21 protein-coding genes and 1 tRNA gene are annotated in these 19,911 nt (G+C 61.7%); 4 read left to right on the forward strand and 18 right to left on the reverse strand.

Features of this window, described 5'->3' with window-relative positions:
* Positions 1-12: 12 nt before the first annotated feature.
* Positions 13-477 carry a PaaI family thioesterase gene (locus E6X30_RS01240; protein ID WP_316335570.1) on the forward strand — a complete coding sequence of 155 codons (465 nt, stop codon included), beginning with the start codon at positions 13-15 and terminating at the stop codon, positions 475-477.
* Here the strand turns inward: E6X30_RS01240 and E6X30_RS01245 are convergent.
* Entirely contained in the window at positions 474-1,112 is a 639-nt protein-coding gene (locus E6X30_RS01245) for a response regulator (protein WP_316335571.1), read from the reverse strand. The genes E6X30_RS01240 and E6X30_RS01245 overlap by 4 nt on opposite strands.
* A 206-nt stretch (positions 1,113-1,318) precedes the next feature.
* Between E6X30_RS01245 and E6X30_RS01250 the strand changes: the two genes are divergently transcribed.
* Positions 1,319-1,400 (forward strand) — tRNA-Leu (locus tag E6X30_RS01250).
* A 59-nt stretch (positions 1,401-1,459) separates the two neighbouring features.
* Here E6X30_RS01250 and pyk read toward each other — a convergent pair.
* The 17 genes from pyk to abc-f form a co-directional block, all read right to left on the reverse strand.
* Complete coding sequence (pyk, locus tag E6X30_RS01255) at positions 1,460-2,938, reverse strand: pyruvate kinase (protein WP_016664627.1); 1,479 nt, start codon at positions 2,936-2,938, stop codon at positions 1,460-1,462.
* Positions 2,939-3,079: 141 nt separating this feature from the next.
* Positions 3,080-4,015, reverse strand: a complete 936-nt coding sequence (gene lgt / locus E6X30_RS01260; RefSeq protein ID WP_016664628.1) for a prolipoprotein diacylglyceryl transferase — start codon at positions 4,013-4,015, stop codon at positions 3,080-3,082.
* Entirely contained in the window at positions 4,012-4,818 is an 807-nt protein-coding gene (trpA, locus tag E6X30_RS01265; RefSeq protein WP_316335572.1) for a tryptophan synthase subunit alpha, read from the reverse strand. Before trpA ends, lgt begins: the two co-directional genes overlap by 4 nt.
* Before the next feature lies 1 nt (position 4,819).
* The gene (gene trpB, locus E6X30_RS01270) at positions 4,820-6,091 is read right to left on the reverse strand and encodes a tryptophan synthase subunit beta (RefSeq protein ID WP_316335573.1); all 1,272 of its coding nucleotides are present in this window, start codon (positions 6,089-6,091) and stop codon (positions 4,820-4,822) included.
* Positions 6,092-6,122: 31 nt separating this feature from the next.
* Positions 6,123-6,926, reverse strand: a complete 804-nt coding sequence (gene trpC / locus E6X30_RS01275; RefSeq protein WP_316335574.1) for an indole-3-glycerol phosphate synthase TrpC — start codon at positions 6,924-6,926, stop codon at positions 6,123-6,125.
* 93 nt (positions 6,927-7,019) lie between these two features.
* Positions 7,020-7,247 (reverse strand): HGxxPAAW family protein, encoded by a 228-nt coding sequence (locus E6X30_RS01280; RefSeq protein ID WP_016664632.1) that lies wholly within the window; start codon positions 7,245-7,247, stop codon positions 7,020-7,022.
* A 102-nt stretch (positions 7,248-7,349) separates the two neighbouring features.
* A complete protein-coding gene (locus E6X30_RS01285; RefSeq protein ID WP_316335575.1) occupies positions 7,350-7,970 on the reverse strand; it encodes a Trp biosynthesis-associated membrane protein in 621 nt (206 codons plus the stop codon).
* A complete protein-coding gene (locus tag E6X30_RS01290) occupies positions 7,970-9,556 on the reverse strand; it encodes an anthranilate synthase component I (RefSeq protein ID WP_396334959.1) in 1,587 nt (528 codons plus the stop codon). The genes E6X30_RS01285 and E6X30_RS01290 overlap by 1 nt, the downstream gene beginning before the upstream one ends.
* A 32-nt stretch (positions 9,557-9,588) precedes the next feature.
* A complete protein-coding gene (metK, locus tag E6X30_RS01295) occupies positions 9,589-10,794 on the reverse strand; it encodes a methionine adenosyltransferase (protein ID WP_316335577.1) in 1,206 nt (401 codons plus the stop codon).
* Positions 10,795-10,846: 52 nt separating this feature from the next.
* Complete coding sequence (coaBC, locus tag E6X30_RS01300) at positions 10,847-12,109, reverse strand: bifunctional phosphopantothenoylcysteine decarboxylase/phosphopantothenate--cysteine ligase CoaBC (protein ID WP_316335578.1); 1,263 nt, start codon at positions 12,107-12,109, stop codon at positions 10,847-10,849.
* 15 nt (positions 12,110-12,124) lie between these two features.
* A complete protein-coding gene (gene rpoZ, locus E6X30_RS01305; RefSeq protein ID WP_016664637.1) occupies positions 12,125-12,466 on the reverse strand; it encodes a DNA-directed RNA polymerase subunit omega in 342 nt (113 codons plus the stop codon).
* Between the two features lie 114 nt (positions 12,467-12,580).
* Complete coding sequence (gene gmk / locus E6X30_RS01310) at positions 12,581-13,168, reverse strand: guanylate kinase (RefSeq protein ID WP_141740659.1); 588 nt, start codon at positions 13,166-13,168, stop codon at positions 12,581-12,583.
* Positions 13,165-13,491: an integration host factor, actinobacterial type gene (mihF, locus tag E6X30_RS01315; RefSeq protein WP_016664639.1), complete on the reverse strand. Its 327-nt coding sequence runs from the start codon at positions 13,489-13,491 to the stop codon at positions 13,165-13,167. Before mihF ends, gmk begins: the two co-directional genes overlap by 4 nt.
* Before the next feature lie 253 nt (positions 13,492-13,744).
* Positions 13,745-14,314 (reverse strand): bifunctional pyr operon transcriptional regulator/uracil phosphoribosyltransferase PyrR, encoded by a 570-nt coding sequence (gene pyrR, locus E6X30_RS01320; protein WP_316335579.1) that lies wholly within the window; start codon positions 14,312-14,314, stop codon positions 13,745-13,747.
* Between the two features lie 14 nt (positions 14,315-14,328).
* The gene (gene nusB, locus E6X30_RS01325; protein ID WP_034373294.1) at positions 14,329-14,832 is read right to left on the reverse strand and encodes a transcription antitermination factor NusB; all 504 of its coding nucleotides are present in this window, start codon (positions 14,830-14,832) and stop codon (positions 14,329-14,331) included.
* A gap of 1 nt (position 14,833) precedes the next feature.
* Positions 14,834-15,391 (reverse strand): elongation factor P, encoded by a 558-nt coding sequence (efp, locus tag E6X30_RS01330; RefSeq protein ID WP_016664642.1) that lies wholly within the window; start codon positions 15,389-15,391, stop codon positions 14,834-14,836.
* Between the two features lie 121 nt (positions 15,392-15,512).
* Complete coding sequence (abc-f, locus tag E6X30_RS01335; RefSeq protein ID WP_016664643.1) at positions 15,513-17,117, reverse strand: ribosomal protection-like ABC-F family protein; 1,605 nt, start codon at positions 17,115-17,117, stop codon at positions 15,513-15,515.
* A gap of 237 nt (positions 17,118-17,354) precedes the next feature.
* Here abc-f and ald point away from each other — a divergent pair, with 237 nt between their 5' ends.
* The gene (ald, locus tag E6X30_RS01340; protein WP_316335580.1) at positions 17,355-18,482 is read left to right on the forward strand and encodes an alanine dehydrogenase; all 1,128 of its coding nucleotides are present in this window, start codon (positions 17,355-17,357) and stop codon (positions 18,480-18,482) included.
* Between the two features lie 136 nt (positions 18,483-18,618).
* Positions 18,619-19,884: a dicarboxylate/amino acid:cation symporter gene (locus E6X30_RS01345; protein ID WP_016664645.1), complete on the forward strand. Its 1,266-nt coding sequence runs from the start codon at positions 18,619-18,621 to the stop codon at positions 19,882-19,884.
* Positions 19,885-19,911: the final 27 nt, after the last annotated feature.

Consider the following 19,911-nt stretch of genomic DNA (forward strand, 5'->3'; position numbering starts at 1 on the left):
CACGCTAGGCGAATGGACACGAATGCACGCGCAGCTAGCGCGACACAGGATGCACTCGCACGCGTACGCGAGGAGCTCAAGGGAACACTGTGCGAGCGCATGGGAATGGACGTGCTCTCACTGACCGCGAGCACAGCACACCTCAGTATGCCGGTTGCTCCAAATCGCCAGCCCCAAGGGTTCCTCCACGGAGGCGCGAGTATCGCGCTCGCGGAAACCGCCGTCTCACTCGCCGCACGCACCCACGCGGAATGTCTTTACGGCGAGGGCGCAGGCGCCGTCGGACTCTCCTTCACCGCAACGCACCACGCGCCCGCTCGCGAAGGCTTCGTTCACGTGACCGCTCACGCACAGCACCTGGGCCGCACTCACGCGAGTTATCTCGCCGAGATACGACACGAGGACGGCACTCTCGTGAGCACCGTCCTCGGATCCGCGCGGCTCTTTTCACCGCGAGACGAGAGTCCTGCGCGTTAGTCCTTATGCGGGCCGAGCTGGTCGATGACAGCGTCGGCAACCTCGCGCATCGTCAGACGGCGATCCATCGACGTCTTCTGGATCCAGCGGAAGGCATCCGGCTCGCTCAGGTTCATGTTCGTCTGCAAGAGCCCCTTCGCACGGTCCACGCGCTTGCGGGTCTCGAAGCGTTCCTCAAGATCGCGAATCTCCTCGTTGAGCGAGGTGATCTGCTGGTAACGCGACAGTGCGATCTCGATAGCCGGCAGAAGATCATTAGGCGTGAAGGGCTTGACGACAAACGCCATCGCGCCCGCATCCCGCGCGCGCTCCACGATTTCCTGCTGCGAGAACGCCGTCAGCATGACGATGGGGGCAAGATGCTCCTTGCCGATTGCCTCCGCTGCGGAGACGCCGTCCATCTGCGGCATTTTGACGTCCATGACCACAATATCGGGCCGAAGCTCACGGACCTTCTCCACCGCGCTCGCACCATCGCCAACGGCGGCAATGACCTCGTAGCCCGCTTCGGTGAGGGTCTCGACGATATCCATGCGAATGAGGCTCTCATCCTCAGCCACAACAGCCGTGCGCGCCACGAGACCGGAATCCTGGCCCCTTTCAGCGGTCTCTTCCACAGCTTCGTTCTCGTTCATGGCATCCAATCTTTCGCCTGTGTCTTCGTGGTTGTGCGGCAAGCGCACTCCATATCCATAGTGCAGCACATCGGCTTCCAAAGCGGCATTTGTCGCTCCCCTGAACGATATTACTCACGTACACCGGGCAAGGAACGGCTCGTGCCAGTTAGGCAAGCGCGAACTCGTTGGTTATTCTATAGGGCGTGCCTCAAGACTGGCACATGGCCGGGTTGGCGGAATTGGTAGACGCGGCGCACTCAAAATGCGTTGTCTTCGGACGTACGGGTTCGAGTCCCGTACCCGGTACAGAACAAGGGTGGGGAGCAGCGTGCTCCCCACCCTTTCTATGCGCAGCTACGTGAGGCTCAGGCCTCCGGAATAGCCTTGCCCTTCGCAATGCTGTCGGCTTCAACGCGCGCGGCCTCGGTGCCGTCAAGGTCACCGATACGGTGGACGCGCAGCGTGTTGGTCGAGCCATGAACACCCGGGGGCGAGCCTGCAGCGATGATCACGAGATCGCCGGGCTGCAGCCCCTTCTTCTCACGCAGCAGCTCGTCGACTACCTTCACCATCTGATCGGTGTCGGTCTGCATGTCAACGAGGTGCGCCTCGATGCCCCAGCTAAGGGCGAGCTGATGCTGAACCTTTTCGTACGGAGTGAGGGCGAGAAGGGGAATAGTGGGACGCAGTCGCGAAAGACGGCGAGCGGTGTCACCCGACTCGGTGAAGGTCACGAGATACTGCGCCGAGAGCTGATCGCCGATCTCCGCCGCTGCACGCGTGATCGCGCCACCGCGAGTATGCGGGATGGTGCCGAGCTCAGAGATGCGGTCCGCACCGTTTTCCTCGGTGTTCGTGACGATGCGCGCCATGGTGCGCACAGCCTCAAACGGGAATGCGCCGACGGAGGTCTCGCCCGAAAGCATGACGGCGTCTGCACCGTCGAGGATGGCATTCGCACAGTCGGAAGCTTCGGCGCGAGTGGGGCGCGGGTTCGTAATCATCGACTCGAGCACCTGGGTCGCAACGATGACGGGCTTAGCGTTGCGGCGGGCGAGCTCGATCGTGCGCTTCTGGACGAGCGGGACCTGCTCGAGAGGAAGCTCAACGCCGAGGTCGCCGCGGGCCACCATGATGCCGTCGAACGCGCCGACGATACCGCGCAGAGCACGCACCGCCTGCGGCTTCTCGATCTTGGCGACCACGGGGAGACGAATGCCTTCCTCGTCCATCACGCGGTGAACATCTTCAATGTCGTGCGCGTCGCGCACGAAGCTCAGTGCGATGAGGTCGGCGCCAAGGTGGAGACCCCAGCGGAGGTCGGCAATGTCCTTCTCACTCATCGCGGGAACTGAAACAGCAACGCCGGGAAGGTTGATGCCCTTGTTGTTCGACACGGGGCCGGGAACCTCGACGACGGTCTTGACGTCGGTGTCGGTCACCTCGACGACGCGAACGCCGACCTTGCCGTCGTCAATGAGAAGCGTGTCGCCGGGGCGGCAGTCGCCAGGCAGTCCCTTAAAGGTCGTGCTCACACGGTCCTTCGTGCCGACGATGTCGTCGGTCGTGATGGTGAAGATGTCGCCGACCGCGAGATCGTGGGGGCCGTCCTCGAACTTGCCAAGGCGGATCTTAGGGCCCTGGAGGTCCACGAGAACTGCGACGTTCTTACCGAGATCCTCGGAAGCCTTGCGGATATTGGCGTACACAGCCTCGTGGTCCGCGTAGGTGCCGTGGCTGAGGTTCATGCGGGCGACGTTCATGCCCGACTCGATAAGCGTGCGGATCTGCTCATACGAATTCGTTGCAGGTCCCAATGTGCACACAATTTTTGCTTTACGCATGTCTACCCATCTGTAGCTTTGAAAGGCGGGACCCACGCGCTGTGTGTGCTCGGGAGCGAGCGCACAGGGGCGCGGGTCGCATCGCCGAGATCCACATCTCACCCTACAATTAAGTAATCGGGACCACTCCCAGATTCAGCCTTATTTCGCGGGGTTTTTGAGATTTTCTCCCTGGTCATGCGGGACAGCCACCGTCTCACTACCCGCGCGCCCTTCCGGCCGCGGCAGCGGATCGCCGTTAATCGTGTCGTAAGCACTGCGCGCCTCGCCCTTCTTGCGCGCACGGACCGTGAGCCACGCAAACACGCCGATCGCCACGAGACCCGTGATGATGTAAATGACCATGTGGATTCGCAAGCCAAAAACCATGGTTGAGGGTTCCGTGCGCATCGTTTCCATGAGGGTCCGGCCCGCAGAGTACGCGATGATGTACATGAGGAATATGCGCCCGCCAGCGATGGCGAACCGTTTCGCGAGAAGCAGCACCACGACGCAGGCGGCGATATTCCACAGCCCCTCGTAGAGGAAGGTCGGCTGATAGGTTCCGGGCACACAGCCAACGATCGTTTTGCCGTTGGTTTCACACGTAATCTCCAGAGCCCACGGCAGCGTGCTTGGCTCGCCGTGAAGTTCCTGATTAGCCCAATTTCCAAGCCTCCCAATGGCTTGCGCGACGAAAAGAGTAGGCGCGATCGAATCAGCCAGGGCGAGGAACTGCACGCCTTTGCGCCGAGTCATGACGAACGCCGCAAGGCCTCCTCCCGCGACCGCGCCCCAAATGCCGAGGCCACCTTCCCACATGCGAAGCGCACTCAGCGGATCCTTGCCGGGACCGAAGTAGTCCGGGATATTGACGCCCACGTGGTACATGCGCGCACCGATGATCCCCACGATGATCGTCACGAAGACGATGTCGAAGTAGTCGTCACGGTCACCATCGCGAGCGATCCAGCGCTGCAGCGACCACCAGTAGGCGATAGCGATGCCGGTCAGAATGAATAGTGCGTAAAAATGGATTGTGACCGGGCCGATGCTGAACGAGCTAACGGGCGGACTCGGAATAGTCGCTGAGATCATGCGCGCGCCTCCTCAATTCCGGAACGGAGTTCAATTGCGAGAGCTTCGAGAGAACGGAGCCCCTCCGACGGTGTCTGCGCTTCGAGGAGCCTTCGTACGAAAGCGCTTCCCACGATCACGCCATCGGCATAGGTGCCCACTTCCGCGGCCTGTTCCCCGTTTGACACACCGAGACCAACGCACACCCGTTCGGCGCCAGCGCGCCGCGTGCGATCCACGAGGGTGTGCGCGGCATCGCCGACCCTCGAGCGAAGGCCCGTGACGCCCATCGTCGAGGCGGCGTAGACGAAGCCCGTGCTCGACTCGGTCACGAGGCGCAACCGCTCCTCGGGCGAGCTAGGAGCGGCGAGGAAAATGCGCTCAACGTTTCTCGTGCCAGAGGCCTCGATCCAGTCACCGCCGGAATCGGGCGTGAGGTCCGGTGTGATGACCCCAGCGCCACCCGCTGCGGCGAGGTCGCGCGCAAAAGCGTCGAGCCCGTACTTGAGGATGGGGTTGTAATAACTCATGACAAGAAGCGCGGCATCGAGATCGCTCACCGCATCGATCGCCGTCATCACATGCGCGGGGCGCGTACCGTGCGAAAGAGCTCGATCCGCCGCTTCCTGGATCACGGGGCCATCCATAACGGGGTCCGTGTAGGGGATCCCAAACTCGATTGCATCGACGCCCGAGCCGACAAGGGCGCGAACAGCTTCGATGCATCCGTCGAAGGTGGGAAAGCCCACGGGAAGGTAGGCCACGAGTGCGGCGCGCCCCTCCCCCTTGGCTCGGTCAATGACCTCTGCTGAAAGATGCCGCATGTCAGTTTCCTCCCTCACGCGCAAGCGCCGTGCGGATCTTCTCTTTGATGTCGTTGATGTCTGCGCGCTTGTCGTTACCGATGAGCCCGAACCAAGTTGAAGCTGTCGTGACATCCTTGTCACCACGGCCCGAAAGGTTCGCAACGATCACCGCACCTTCGCCGAGCTTGCGCCCGAGGGCGAGGGCACCGGCGAGGGCATGGGCGGATTCAAGTGCGGGCATGATGCCTTCGGTCATCGACAGCAACGCGAAGGCTTCCATGGCTTCGGTGTCGTTGATCGCCCGGTATTCGGCGCGTCCCGTATCGGCGAGATAGGCGTGTTCGGGGCCGACGCTCGGATAGTCGAGGCCCGCGCTCACGGAGTGCGACTCGATCGTTTGGCCGTCCTCGTCTTGCATCACGTATGAGCAGGCGCCGTGCAAAACACCGGGGGTGCCTGCGGTGATCGTTGCCGAGTGCTTGCCGGATTCGACACCGGAGCCCCCGGCCTCGCATCCCACGATTCGCACCGATGCGTCCTCGAGGAAGGCGTGAAATAGCCCCATGGCATTTGATCCCCCGCCCACGCACGCAACAATCGCGTCGGGAAGGCGGCCCGCTTGCGCGAGGACCTGCTCGCGGGCTTCTCGACCGATCATGGCGTGGAACTCGCGCACCATGGTCGGGTAGGGGTGAGGCCCCGTCACCGTGCCAAGCAGGTAATGGGTGGACTCCACGTTGGTCACCCAGTCGCGAAAGGCCTCGTTAATCGCATCCTTGAGAGTGCGAGAACCGTGAGTGACGGGAATGACTTCTGCCCCGAGCAGACGCATACGAGCAACGTTGAGGGCCTGGCGTTCAGTGTCGACCTCGCCCATGTAGATGCGGCACTCAAGCCCCAAGAGTGCCGCTGCCGTCGCCGTCGCAACTCCGTGCTGCCCGGCCCCGGTCTCGGCGATCACGCGGGTCTTTCCCATACGCTTCGTGAGAAGCGCTTGCGCAAGCACATTGTTGATCTTGTGGCTTCCGGTGTGGTTGAGATCCTCTCGCTTGAGGAAAATTCGGGCACCGCCGGCAAGAGCAGAAAAACGAGGAACTTCCGTGAGGAGAGAGGGGCGGCCTGTGTATTCGCGGTTGAGCCGTTCGAGCTCGCTCGAGAAGGACGGGTCAGCTTTGGCCTCGTGCCACGCCTGTGTCAGTTCGTCGAGAGCGGGAACGAGCGCCTCGGGCAGAAACCTCCCGCCGAAATCGCCAAAGTCAGGTCCGTCCTGTGGGACAAAGGCATCTGTCACTTTCCACTCCTCTTGTTCCAACGTGCGCGTATCAGCGCCCTGCTCGGCGCTGCCGCTCAACACTGCAAAAGTCGCGCGCCGCCTTCGTGGGATCCGCGTGCCGCACGAGTGCCTCACCGACGAGAACGGCATCAGCTCCGGCACGTGCATAGGCCTCAACGTCGCGGATAGTTGCGACGGCCGACTCCCCCACGGCAAGGCGGTCGGAGGGCACCGACTCGAGCAGCGCACACGCATAGTGAAGGTCGACGTCGAGAGTTTTAAGATTGCGCGCATTCACACCGATGAGCTCAGCGTCGCTTGCGAGGGCCCGTTCGAGCTCTTCCGGCGTATGCGTTTCGACGAGAACCCGCATACCGAGAGACCTCGCGAGCGAGTACATATCGTGAAGTTGGGCGTCACACAGCGCCGCCACGATCAACAACACGACATCGGCGCCATGCGCTCGCGCTTCGAAAATCTGATAGTCCTCGACCATAAAGTCCTTGCGCAGCACGGGGACGCTTACGCGCTCACGAACAGCGTCGAGGTCACGGAGCGAACCCGAGAAGCGGCGCTCCTCGGTCAGTACGCTGATCGCCGTGGCACCGCCATCTTCATACGCGGTCGCGAGGTGAGCAGGATCGGGGATATCCGCAAGAGATCCTTTCGAGGGCGATGACCGCTTAACCTCGGCGAACAGACCGAGCGTCTCACGCTCGCGCAGGCGCTCAACGACGTCGAGAGCAGGCTTCGCCTCCCGAGCGAGACGCTCGACTTCGGCCCCGCTAACGTCGGACTTTCGCCGCCCCACATCCGCACGTACCCCCGCGATGATTTCCTCAAGAACGCTCAAGCGCCGCACTCCTCTTCGTACTCTCCCCCGCCTTCACAGCACAACGCCCTGCACGAAGAGCAAGTCCTTCGTACAGGGCGTTGAGCGGACACGTCAGCGCTTAGCTTTCTGGCCGAAACCCGCGGCTCGCAGGACGAAGCCTACGACGAGCGCGAGAAGAACCGACGCGAGACCAACGATAAGGAGGATGTTCTGGCTCGTGATCATTGCGAGGGCAATGAGCACCGAACCGAGGAGGACAAACGCCGAAAACACCCAGGCAGCCACGGTTTTGCCTTCGTTCTGCGGCGGGGCGGGGGGAACAAGGTAAGTCTTCGGCATTCTTCACTCCGGTCGAAAGTAGTTCTGAAGCGTATGCGCGCACGGGCGCGTCAAACTGCGTCTTTCATTGTGCCATGTTTTAGCGCAAGCGTCCTCGCACCTTCACACTCCGCGCTGCTCGTCGCTCGGGTCCTCACCAAGACTGAGCATGTCCCACGCTTCCGCATCAGTGTGCGGCACCGCGCCGGCGCCTACTCCTGATCGCGTAGCGGTATGGCGCGTATAGCGAGTGCGCGATGCTCCTTCCCCGCGTATACGTGTGTTCATCGTTAATCGAGCTCCGACGAGCGCGATTAGAACGCCTGACACGATCGACAGCCACACGGGCCACGATGCCGAAACAGTGATGGGTGCATTCACCACCCCGGTGGCTTCGAGTGCTGCGCTCGCGACCGCGTGTGCCGGATCAAGGGCAACCAGCACACCTCCCACGACAATCCCCACACCGGCCAGGGTGGACACAATCGCGCACGCGAGGGCAAGGCCGCGCCTCGACAGTGCAAGGGCGCCCGCCGCAGCAACCGCCACGAGAGCGCACGCGAGCGAAAGTGGGGAAGCCTTCGCCCCCGCAATGCTGAGTTCAGACACGTTACCGGCGAGGCCCACGACCTCGCCCTCAACCCACGTGGGTTGGGTGAGTACCGCACCCACACCCCCTGCGACGACGAGCGCGAGAATGAGCGGGGAACGGGAGGAGAAAGCATCCGACGATCGACCAGCCATCACTGTTCCCTTAGCGTCTCGGCACTCGCCACAGCGCGTTGAGCAGCAGCAGCCTTGGACAGCGATTCACGATGTTCCATCGTGGGGATCGAATCAGCGACGACACCACCCCCGGCTTGAACGTGCGCACGGCCGTCTTTCATGACGGCTGTTCGGATTGCGATCGCCATGTCGAGGTCGCCAGCGAAATCGAGGTAGCCGACGGTGCCGCCATAGATCCCCCGCGACACGGGCTCAAGCTCATCGATGAGTTGCATCGCGCGCGGCTTGGGTGCACCCGTGAGCGTGCCGGCCGGAAAGGTTGCCGCGAGAGCGTCAAAGGCGCTCAAGCCTTCTTTGAGCGTTCCCGTAACCGTCGAAATCACGTGCATGATGTGGGAATACTTCACGACGCTCATGAAATCTCGCACGATCACGCTTCCCGGCTCGCAGACCTTCTGCAGGTCGTTACGGCCGAGATCGACAAGCATGAGGTGCTCGGATCGATCTTTCGGATCGGCGAGGAGCTCGCCTTTTATCCTCTCATCCTCTTCAGCGTTAGTCCCACGCGGGCGCGAACCCGCGATCGGGTGCGTGCTCGCGTGGCGGCCGCGCACAGTGACGAGTGTTTCGGGACTCGCTCCCACCACATCGATCGATTTGCCATCTCCATCGTGAGCGCGCACGAGAAACATGTACGGCGAAGGGTTGAGCCTGCGCAGCACGCGGTAGACGTCGAGGGGGTCGGCGCTCGTTGCCTGCGTGTGTCGCTGCGACGGCACGACCTGGAAGATTTCACCGTCGATGATGTTCTGGATCGCCGTCTCAACTGACGCTTCAAAATCCGTCTGGTTCGTGCGAGCGGTACTCGACGGCCGCTGCACGGCAGAATAGACGACGGGGTTCGTCTCGACGTGCGTGCGAAGCGAATCGCGCATCGTGTCGATTCTGGCGAGGGCATCCTCGTAGGCTGCCTCTGCGCCGCTGTCTGCACCGTTGAGGTTGAGCGCGTTTGCCACGAGCAGAACCGTCGCGTCGCGGTGGTCGTACACGGCGACGTCTTGTGCAAGGAGCATGCATAGCTCGGGCGTACCGATCTCGTCTACGGGCTTGTGCGGGAGATTCTCGAAGCGCCGCACAGCGTCATAGCTTACAAAGCCCACAAGCCCGCCCGTAAACGGTGGTAGATGCGCCATCCGCGCGGATTTGAACTCAGCGGCGGTAGCCCTGAGCGCCTCGAGCGGGTCGCCCGATGTGGGAACCGAGGCCGGGACATCGCCAAACCAGCGCGCGTTGCCGTCTTTCTCGGTGAGAGAGGCGCGAGCGTTTACCCCAATGATGGACCAGCGGGAATCCTCCCCCTGGCCTGCGGACTCAAGAAGGAAACTGCCCGCGGGGCCCGACGGTGCCGTGAGCTTTCTGTACAGAGAGATCGGAGTGTCCTGGTCGGCCAAAAGCCGAATCACGACGGGCACGATGCGCTGTGTACGCGCGAGATCGAGGAAGGTTTTTCGGTCCGGCCAAATCTCGCCAAGCGTCTCGCCCTCGAGACCCTGAACAGTTTCGGGGTAAATATCGCGCTCGAACACGCGCCCTCCTTTCCTCATTGCTTAGCGAAACGATCGCGCAGATCGGCGCGTCATAGAGCGCGGGTGAGCTCTTCAGTTCTGTTGGTCTTTTCCCACTCAAATTCCGCAAGGGGACGGCCGAAGTGGCCAAAAACCGACGTTTTGCGGTAGATGGGTCGCAGAAGACCGAGCTCCTCAACGATTGCCTGCGGGCGCAGGTCGAAGACCTTTTCGATAGCCCGGGCAAGTTGATGCTCGGGAACCTTGCCCGTTCCAAACGTTTCAACGTAAAGGCCCACGGGGGCAGCGCGACCAATCGCGTAGGCAACCTGAATCTCGCACCGCTCGGCTAGACCCGCTGCAACCACGTTCTTGGCGACCCAACGCAGGGCGTAGGCGGCGCTACGGTCGACCTTCGACGGGTCCTTACCCGAAAAAGCGCCGCCGCCGTGACGCGCCATCCCGCCGTAGGTATCCACGATGATCTTTCTACCCGTGAGTCCGGCATCGCCTTTCGGGCCGCCGACGACGAAACGTCCCGTTGGGTTGATGTGACGCTTGACCCCTGTAATGTCCAGTCCAAGCTCGGCGAGTTCCTCGAGAACAGGCTGGATCACCACACGGGAGATCGCCTCGGTGAGTTGCCCCGCAACATCGACGTCCTCGGCATGTTGACTCGATACGACGACCGCATTCACGCTGCGCGCGACAAAATCGTCGTCATATCCGATCGTCACTTGCGATTTGCCGTCGGGGCGCAGATACGGGAGTACGCCGTCTCGGCGTGCGTTCGACAGGTTTTGCGCGAGCTTATGCGCCGCGTAGATCGGCAGCGGCATGAGCTCCTTCGTGTCAGCGCACGCGTACCCGAACATGAGGCCCTGATCACCGGCGCCAAGTTGAAAACCCTGCTCGACGCTTCCGCCCTTGAACTCCTCGGAATTATCGACCCCGAGCGCGATATCGGCCGATTGCGAGCCGATCGACACCTCGATGCCGCACGAGTCCGCATCGAAGCCCTTCTCGGAGGAGTCGTAGCCGATCGACCTGATCACGTCACGAACGATCGAGTTGACGTCACTGTAGCCTTCGGTGCGCACCTCTCCGGCAACATGGACGAGGCCCGTCGTCACAAGAGTCTCGACTGCGACGCGAGAGTTGAGATCCTGCGCGATCATGTCGTCGAGAATTGCATCGGAAATCTGGTCGCAGATTTTGTCCGGGTGGCCTTCCGTAACCGATTCGGAAGTGAAGTACCGCAAATCATTGAGTGTCATGTGCTGCCTTATCTGCGAGAGGTGGTGACGGAATCAAAGGAGTCGCCCGAGGCTAGCTGCGCTCGCGTTTGAGGAGAGAGGCGACGTGGTCAAGCATTGCGTGGGAAACCTCGTCTTTCGTCCCGCGTGCGGCTCCGCGAATTTCACCAGCGGCATCAAGAAACGTCAATGCGTTCGTGTCGGCCCCGAAAGCGTTCTCACTGACATCGTTGAACGCGAGGAGGTCTGCGCCCTTGGCGCGTGCCTTCCTGGTCGCGTGCGCGAGGGCGCTCGAATGCTCATCCCCCGTCTCGGCAGCGAATCCGCAAATCACGAACGGACGCTCACCGGCCTGCCGGCGTTCGACGAGGCCGCGGAGAATATCCTCGGTCTCCATCAAGTGAAGGGTGAGGCCCGACTCGCCCGCTTTTTTCTTGATTTTGCTGCGCGATGGCTCAGGCGTGAAATCGGAAACGGCAGCGGCCATGATCAGCACATCTGCGCTGCTTTCACGCTCCCGTACCGCGGCCGCAAGCTCTTTCGCCGATTCCACCCGCACGACGTCTACGCCCGCGGGAGGTTCGATGTGTGAACCCGCCAGGACGAGGCTCACGCTCGCTCCTCGAACGTACGCCGCGCGCGCAAGCGCCGCCCCCTGTTTACCGCTCGAGTGATTGGTGAGCACGCGCACCGGATCAAGGGCCTCGCGCGTCCCCCCTGCGGTGATCACCACGTGCGTGCCTTCGAGGTCGCACGTGCGCGACCCTGCCGCGAGGACTGACTCAACATAGTGCACAATCACTTCGGGCTCGGGCAGTCGCCCTACACCGGTATCGGTTCCGGTGAGGCGCCCACTCGCAGGTTCAATCACGCGCACGCCACGTGATCGGAGCACGTCGACATTTTCGCGCGTTGCGGGATGCTCCCACATCTCCGTGTGCATCGCCGGGGCGAGGATGACGGGTGCTCGAGTGACGAGGAGCGTGGCTGTAAGGAGGTCGTCGGCCCTTCCCATACGTGCCCGGGCCATGAAATCTGCTGTTGCCGGGACCACGACGACGGCGTCGGCCTCCTGGCCGAGACGCACGTGGGCAACCGAGTCCACATCGTCGAAGACAGAGGTGCGCACGGGATTATGGCTAAGTGCTTCCCACGTCGAGATGCCAACGAACTCGAGCGAAGCCTTCGTCGGAACAACGCGCACATCGGCGCCCCGTTCGGTCAAGCCGCGCACCACGTGAGCTGCCTTATATGCAGCGATGCCCGCACACACTCCAACGATGACGCGAAGACCCTTGAGGGGACGCGGCGCCACAGAAGGAGGCGATGCGGGCATCGTCAAAGCTTCGATTTAGAGGTTGAAGTCGATCGGCACCTCGGGGGCGTCGTCCCCGAGCGTGAGCGGCTCGCGCGCGGGAGGCTTGGGAGCGTTCTCGTCGATCTCCTTGGCCTCGAGCAGACCTTCGTCGATCTCGCGAAGTGCGATCGAAAGAGACTTCTCCTGGGGCTCGGTGTCAACCAGAGGTCCGACATGCTCGAGGAGGCCGTCTTCGACCTGCGAGTAGTAAGCGTTGATCTGACGCGCACGCTTCGCCGAGTACAGCACGAGGGCGTACTTCGAATCAACGGACTCGAGCAGCCGATCGATGGGCGGGTTGGTAATGCCTTCGGGCTGGGCAACGGTTCCAGGCACGAAACGTCCCTTCCTAGTGTGAAGTCAGATATCGGCGCTCGCGCATGACGAGCGCGCAAGGTCCCATCCTACCGGAAATAGCGCCCTAGCGACGGCGAAGGTCGGTGATGTCATTCACGCGATAGCGAGCCCAGCTTCGCGTGCGAGCGCGTCGACGGCCTCATCGAGATCGTCGTTCACGATCGTCACGTCAAACTCTTTTTCAGCGGCCATTTCCACCCGCGCGGTTTCAAGTCGCCGCTCCTGCTCCTCAGGGCTTTCTGTTCCCCGCCCCACGAGACGCTCAACAAGGACGTCCCAACTGGGCGGAGCCAAGAACACGAAGCGCGCATCCGGCATCGAGGAACGCACTTGGCGAGCCCCCTCAAGGTCGATCTCAAGGATGACCGCACGCCCCTCGGCCCGGGCCGCTTCGACGGCGCTCCTCGGAGTTCCGTAACGATTGCGACCGTGCACGAGGGCCCATTCGAGCATGTCGCCGTCTTTCACGGCATCGTCGAACTGTTCGGGACTCCAGAAAAAATAGTGGATCCCGTCCACTTCGCCGGGGCGCGGATCACGCGTGGTCGCGGAGACCGATAGATAGACCTCGGGGTGTTTCTCGAGAAGTCTGCGCGTAACAGTGCCCTTGCCGACGGCGGTCGGACCGGCGACGACAACGACGCGCCCGCGGGGCACGTCGAGCGACTGCGCCGGGCTCACTCTGCGAAGTGCTGAATAAGCTTTTCCGCCTGATGGCGGCCGAGGCCCCGCATCTTGCGCGAGGGCGAGATGCCGATCTCGTCCATAATCTGCGCAGCCTTGACCTTGCCAATGCCCGGGAGAGATTCGAGCATTGCGGAAACCTTAAGGCGAGCGACAGCCTCGCTCGTCTTCGCTTCTTCGATAAGGTTCGCGATTTCCTCACCGCGGTTGCCGGTCGAGTTCTTGAGGCGGTTCTTCACCTGCGCACGCTCCTGGCGGAGCTGTGCAGCCTTCTCGAGTGCGGCCTTGCGCGCTTCGGGGGTCAAAGTGGGGAGAGCCACGTGTCTACCTCTTCAATCTATTCGTGGGATGGTACCCATTCTCATGAATCTTCATGACGAAGCCCCAGAGAATTTGCAAACACTCTTCCGCGTCGCGACTGGCACTCAACGAGCAAACCGCTCGGCTTGGAGCTACGTATAGAGTTACCCACCAAGTTGATAAAGTCTTGAAGAACGCTGAAAAACCGCGAAATCGTGACCTATTTGTCACCTTGAGCAGGCATATCGTGTGTTTTTTGCGTTCGGGACGGGATCAGCACCTGCCTGTTACTGATCTTTCAAGAACAATGGAGTCCGCGCCATCGCACTCCTCTAGCAACACGTTGACCCGCTCTCGCCGCGACGTCGGCAGATTCTTGCCGACGAAATCTGCGCGAATTGGCAGCTCCCTGTGGCCTCGATCGACCAAAATCGCCAGTCGAACAGCGGCCGGTCGACCGAGCGCGCTCAGGGCATCGAGCGCCGCGCGTACCGTACGACCTGAATAGAGCACATCGTCGACGAGAATAACCGTGCGGCCTTCGATCCCTCCCTCGGGAAGGCGCGTCTCTCGTTCCTCCCGCGCAGGCTTCGACGAGCGATCATCGCGAAAACGCGTGATGTCGAGCTCCCCCACGATGCTCGCGGGGTCGCGCTCGGTGTTGCCGGCACGCGCAATCGCCTCGGCGATGCGGTAGGCAAGGGGCACGCCACGGCTGTGAATCCCCATGAGCACGAAATCGTCGACACCTTTTTCACCTTCGACAATCTCGTAGCCGATCCGGGTCAACGCGCGGCGAATGTCGCCCGCCTTGAACACTTCCGTGCGGAGATCCTCAGCCATGGACGTCTCCCTTCTTAACCGAGTAGATCCTTCGCGTCCGCGATTCGCTGGAGAAGCGCATTGACGAACGATGCCGAATCTTCCGTCGACAGTTCGGCGGCAACGCTCGTGTACTCCTTGAGCAGCACAGGAGCATCGACTCCGGTGCCGTGAAGAATCTCAGCCGCTCCCATACGCAAGATCGCTCGGTCGACAGCGGGCATGCGTTCGAGCGTCCACGCCTCCGAGTGCGAAGCAATCGTGTCGTCAATGTCAGCGGCGTGCGCGGCATACACAAGCGCAAAACGCTTCGCTGCCTCGGGCAGCGGGGTCTGCGCGGTTGAGGTGACGGTGCGCTGCTCGGCTAGTTCCTCGACACCCACCTGGCGGGCGTCGGCCTCAAACAACACGTCAATCGCGCGCACGCGCGCACGCGTCACTGCACCAAATTTATGCGTCCGCGACGGGAGGGTCTTGACGAGTTCAACTTCGTCCCCCTCGCGCCCCGGCAGCGGAAGATCCAGCGGATCGAACGGCATATCAGGCACGTCCGAGGTAGTCGCCGGTGCGGGTGTCGACCTTAACCTTGGTGTTCTGCTCGAGGAAGAGAGGCACCTGGATTTCGAGGCCGGTCTCGAGGGTTGCGGGCTTCGTGCCGCCCGAGCTGCGATCACCCTGGAGGCCGGGCTCGGTGTGGGTAATTTCGAGAACGACCGAGGCGGGAAGCTCAACGAAAAGTACCGTGCCCTCGTGGAATGCCACGACGGCGTCCTGGCCCTCGAGCATGTAGTCCTTGGCGTCGCCAACGATCTCCGCGGTCACGTTGGTCTGCTCCCAGGTCGTGGTGTCCATGAATACGAAGAGGTCGCCATCCATGTACGAGTACTGCATGTCCCGGCGGTCGATCGTTGCGGTCTCGACCTTGACGCCCGCATTGAAGGTCTTGTCAACGGTTTTGCCGGAGAGAACGTTCTTGAGCTTGGTGCGAACGAACGCCGGGCCCTTGCCGGGCTTCACGTGCTGGAATTCGACAACGCTCCACAGGCCGTTCTCGAGCTTCAGGACCATGCCGTTCTTCAGATCGTTAGTGCTTGCCATGATTCTCCGTTCGGGGTTGCATTTGCGCACGCGCCCCTTCGAGGACGCACACAATCCTTAATTTTAGCGCCCTTCGGGCGCGGGAAATTTCCGACGGTTGCCGGTTTCCCCTTGATCCTTCTCACGCGAGCGCGATGAGCTCCTCGTATTCGGCGTTCCAGAGGTCTTCGACAGCATCGGGCATCATCAGCACTCGTTCGGGATCGAGCGCCGCGACGGCACCCGGGTCGTGGCTCACGAGCACGATCGCTCCCTCGAAGGCGCTGAGCGCACCGAGGATTTCTTCGCGGCTCGCCGGGTCGAGGTTGTTTGTGGGCTCGTCAAGGAGAAGAACGTTCGCGCTGGAGACGACAAGGGTCGCGAGCGCGAGACGGGTCTTTTCGCCACCCGAAAGAACGCCTGCGGACTTGTGCACGTCGTCGCCCTGGAAGAGGAATGAACCGAGGATCTTGCGCACCTCGACTTCGGGCAAGTCCCCCGCAGCGCGCTGCATGTTGTCGAGAACCGTGCGCTCAAGTTCGAGCGTGTCATGTTCCTGGGCAAAGTAGCCGAGTTTTAACCCGTGACCGGCAATGATCTCTCCGGTGTCCGGGGTTTCGACGCCCGCGAGCAGACGCAAAAGGGTCGTCTTACCCGCACCGTTGAGTCCGAGAACGACAACGCGCGAGCCACGATCGATCGCGAGATTCACGTCGGTAAAAATCTCGAGGCTCCCGTAGCTTTTCGAAAGCCCCTCTGCCCTGAGAGGGGTCTTGCCGCTCGGGGCCGGTTTCGGAAAGCGAAGCTTCGCGACGCGTTCAACCTGACGTTCCTCCTCAAGGGAGTCGAGAAGCTTTTCGGCGCGGCGGAGCATCTGCTGGGCAGCAACCGCTTTCGTCGCCTTCGCCCGCATTTTTTCGCCCTGGGCCTGAAGGGTTGCGGCCTTCTTTTCAGCGTTGGCACGCTCACGTTTACGACGCTTCTCGTCGTCCTCGCGCTGACGCAGGTAATTCTTCCAACCCATGTTGTAGACGTCGATGACCTGGCGATTTGCGTCGAGATAGAACACCTTATTGACGACGTGCTCAACGAGCTGGATGTCGTGGGAGATGATGATCATTCCGCCCGGGTACTGCATGAGGAACTCGCGAAGCCACACGATTGAGTCAGCATCGAGGTGGTTGGTCGGCTCATCGAGCACGAGTGTTTCCGCCTGCGAGAAAAGGATACGTGCGAGTTCGACGCGGCGACGCTGACCGCCAGAGAGCGTGCCGAGTTCGGCCTCGAGCAGGCGGTTATCGACCCCGAGGTTTGCCGCGAGTTGCTTCGCCTCCGCCTCGGCCGCGTAACCTCCCTGTGCTTCAAGTTCGTTGTTGAAGCGCACGTAGCGATCCATCGCCTTCTCGCGCTTTGTCTCACTGAGGCTCATATCGGCCATATCCCGCTCGCTTTGCGCGAGTTTTTCGAAAATGCGGGCGAGGTTTCGCGCTTCAAGAATGCGCGCGAGCACCTTTTGCTTCGGATCCCCCTCGGTTGTGTCCTGAGGGAGGAAGCCGATCTGCCCGCGGATATCGATCGAACCCGCCGCGGCTTCGCGCTCGCCCGCCAACGTGCGAGTGAGGGTCGTTTTACCGGCACCATTGCGGCCAACAAGCCCCACGCGGTCGCCTTTCGCGACCTGAAAGTCCACGCCGCTCATAAGCATGCGTGCACCCACGCGGATCTCGAGGTCATGAACCGTGATCATGGTGTCCTTTACAAACTGACGAAGAAGGGCTCGACCCCTGGGGCCGCGTACAAGTCTAGTAATGCGTGGCCGATTCGGGCCCTGCAGCCGTCGGACTCCCCGCCCCGGGGTAGCGGATTGCACAAGCGCCCTGCACATCACGAACGTTTTGTGTAAGCCCCTTGAGCGAGAGCGTGGACTGCGTAAGCATGGAAGGAACGTGAATTCGGTGCGAAGGAGCGCCACGACGCAAAGGAGATGAACGTGAAAATCGGTATCGTGAGGGAAATCAAGAACAACGAATATCGTGTGGCGATGCACCACGCCGGCGTCGAGGAGCTGATCCGTTCCGGGCATGAGGTCGTTGTTGAGAAGGACGCGGGTGTCAACGCTGGTTTCACCAACACGGATTATGAGGGGGCCGGCGCACAGATCGCCGACACGGCCGAATCCGTCTGGGGCGAGGCCGATCTCCTCCTCAAGGTCAAGGAGCCTCTCGAGAGCGAGTACGGGTACCTCCGGGAGGATCAGATTCTCTTCACCTACCTCCATCTCGCGGCTTCACGCTCGCTCACGCAGGCACTCCTCGCTGCGAAAACTCCCGCGCTTGCCTACGAGATGGTGAAGGGTTCCGACGGTTCGCTTCCCCTCCTCGCACCCATGAGCATCATCGCCGGTCGGCTCTCCGCACAGGTCGCCGCCCATCAGCTCATGTCGCCGTTTGGCGGAACCGGTGTTCTCATGGGAGGCGCGCCCGGCACGGCGCGTGCCAAAGTTCTCGTCGTGGGTGGCGGCGTCGTCGGCGAGCAGGCTGCGATCGTCGCCGCTGGCATGGGCGCGAGCGTGACCGTGCTCGACATTAATTCCGCGCGGCTTGCCGATCTCGATCGCACGCATGGCACGCGTATCTCAACCGGATTCTCTAATGCGCAAGCCATCGATACCCTCGCGCGCGAAGCCGATGTCGTCGTTGGCTCTGTTCTCCTACCCGGACGAGCGGCCCCGAAGCTCATCAAACGTGAAACGATTGAGGCGATGCGACCCGGATCAATCGTCATCGATGTCGCAATCGACCAGGGCGGCTGTACCGAGGTCTCTCGCCCCACCACACACGATGACCCAACCTTCCGCGTGGGTAATGCGACGGTCTATTGCGTCGCAAACATGCCCGGTGCCGTTGCCCGCACTGCAAGCGTTGCCCTCGCGGGGGCCAGCCTTCCCTACGTGCGTGCTCTCGCAAACGGGTGTATTGAGGGGATCGCCGGCCACCCGGGCTTGCTTTCGGGATTCTCGACCTTCCGCGGCGAGCTACTTCATGAAGAAGTGGCTGAGGCACATAGTCTTCCTTATCGGAGCGCTCGAGATGTACTCGCACACGAGCGGTAACGCCGTGCGCCCTCTGCAAAGGTCATCCCGCAGAGGGCGCCCAGCCGCTTGTTAAAAATGAGAGTGTGCGAGATATCCCAGGTGCGGACGGCCCTCAATGCTGCTTTCAGCTGGCCAAAGCTGAGATAATGCACCTATGTTGCGTAATTACCGATTCCCTCTCATCATCCTGGCGTGTGTCGTTCTCGGCGCGATCGCCGGACTTGTTTTCGGGCCCGACGCCGCGGTTGTGAAGCCCTTCGGCGTTGTGTTCGTGAACATGATGTTCACGCTCGTCGTGCCGCTCGTCTTCTTCTCAATCGCGTCCTCGGTCGCCGCCATGGATTCGGCCAAACGGCTTGGGAAAATCATGGGGTCGATGATGCTCGTGTTCATTTCCACGGGAATCGTCGCCGCGATCATCATGCTCACGGTACTGTGGATCTTCCGTTCAAGTGAGCCGCTCAACATCACACTCACCGATCCAGGGACCGTCGAAAAGCCCGAATCGATTGGTGATCAGATCGTGCAAACTCTCACCGTGAACGAGTTCGGCGAGCTCCTCTCCCCCTCCAACATGCTCGCGCTCATCATCTTTGCGGTACTCGTCGGGTTCGCCACGAGTGGCATTGGAAAAGCTGGCGACGCGTTCCGCGAGTTCCTCTCGTCCGCTAGCGCCGTATTCCTGAAGCTCGTCTCGCTCATCATGTACTACGCGCCGATCGGTCTTGGCGCTTACTTCGCCGCGCTCATCGGCGAACTTGGTCCGCAACTCGTGGGCGGGTACGTACGTGCATTCGTCATCTATTTCCCCGTCACCATCGTCTACTTCTGCGTCGCATTCACGCTCTACGCCTACATTGCGGGCGGCACCAAAGGCATCAAACGCTTTTGGAGCAACATCCTCGAGCCCACCGCGATCGCGCTTGGCACCGGTTCCTCCGTGGCGTGTCTCCCGGCGAACCTCAAGGCCGCGCAGCGCACAGGTGTGCCGCGGGACATTCGAGAAACGATCATCCCGATCGGCGCGACGATCCATATGGAAGGATCAGTCCTTTCCGCGATCCTCAAGATCTCGTTCCTCTTCACCCTGTTCCAACGCGATCTCTTCACGATCGAGAACCTTCTCATCGCCGTCGGCATCGCGCTCCTCAGCGGCATGGTGATGAGCGGCATCCCTTCGGGCGGCTTCGTCGGAGAACTCATGATTATTACTCTCTACGGTTTTCCCACCACTGCGCTGCCGGTCATTTCGATCATCGGGACAATCATCGACGCTCCCGCAACCACGATCAATGCGGTCGGCGACAACTCCTCCTCTATGCTCGTGGCCCGCATGATTGACGGCAAAGACTGGATGGATAAGGGCGATCGCGAACGCGCCGAAGACGAGGCCCTCGCGGCCGCGCCGCGTACCGCGTAGGCTTCATCACGCCTCACAAGGGCGGGG

The sequence above is a fragment of the Dermabacter sp. genome (assembly GCF_032550575.1).
Lineage (GTDB): Bacteria > Actinomycetota > Actinomycetes > Actinomycetales > Dermabacteraceae > Dermabacter > Dermabacter hominis.

Excerpts from the sequence above, each read along its gene's own strand:
- pyrR (WP_316335579.1), bottom strand. The coding sequence starts at position 14,314 with ATGGCTGAGGATCTCCGCACGGAAGTGTTCAAGGCGGGCGACATTCGC.
- abc-f (WP_016664643.1), bottom strand. The coding sequence starts at position 17,117 with ATGATCACGGTTCATGACCTCGAGATCCGCGTGGGTGCACGCATGCTT.
- pyk (WP_016664627.1), bottom strand. The coding sequence starts at position 2,938 with ATGCGTAAAGCAAAAATTGTGTGCACATTGGGACCTGCAACGAATTCG.
- E6X30_RS01280 (WP_016664632.1), bottom strand. The coding sequence starts at position 7,247 with ATGCCGAAGACTTACCTTGTTCCCCCCGCCCCGCCGCAGAACGAAGGC.
- E6X30_RS01245 (WP_316335571.1), bottom strand. The coding sequence starts at position 1,112 with ATGAACGAGAACGAAGCTGTGGAAGAGACCGCTGAAAGGGGCCAGGAT.
- E6X30_RS01345 (WP_016664645.1), top strand. The coding sequence starts at position 18,619 with ATGTTGCGTAATTACCGATTCCCTCTCATCATCCTGGCGTGTGTCGTT.
- nusB (WP_034373294.1), bottom strand. The coding sequence starts at position 14,832 with ATGCCGTTCGATCCGCTGGATCTTCCGCTGCCGGGGCGCGAGGGGGAC.
- ald (WP_316335580.1), top strand. The coding sequence starts at position 17,355 with ATGAACGTGAAAATCGGTATCGTGAGGGAAATCAAGAACAACGAATAT.
- lgt (WP_016664628.1), bottom strand. The coding sequence starts at position 4,015 with ATGATCTCAGCGACTATTCCGAGTCCGCCCGTTAGCTCGTTCAGCATC.
- E6X30_RS01240 (WP_316335570.1), top strand. The coding sequence starts at position 13 with ATGGACACGAATGCACGCGCAGCTAGCGCGACACAGGATGCACTCGCA.
- coaBC (WP_316335578.1), bottom strand. The coding sequence starts at position 12,109 with ATGCCCGCATCGCCTCCTTCTGTGGCGCCGCGTCCCCTCAAGGGTCTT.
- efp (WP_016664642.1), bottom strand. The coding sequence starts at position 15,391 with ATGGCAAGCACTAACGATCTGAAGAACGGCATGGTCCTGAAGCTCGAG.
- E6X30_RS01285 (WP_316335575.1), bottom strand. The coding sequence starts at position 7,970 with ATGGCTGGTCGATCGTCGGATGCTTTCTCCTCCCGTTCCCCGCTCATT.
- trpA (WP_316335572.1), bottom strand. The coding sequence starts at position 4,818 with ATGCGGCATCTTTCAGCAGAGGTCATTGACCGAGCCAAGGGGGAGGGG.
- E6X30_RS01290 (WP_396334959.1), bottom strand. The coding sequence starts at position 9,556 with ATGAGGAAAGGAGGGCGCGTGTTCGAGCGCGATATTTACCCCGAAACT.
- metK (WP_316335577.1), bottom strand. The coding sequence starts at position 10,794 with ATGACACTCAATGATTTGCGGTACTTCACTTCCGAATCGGTTACGGAA.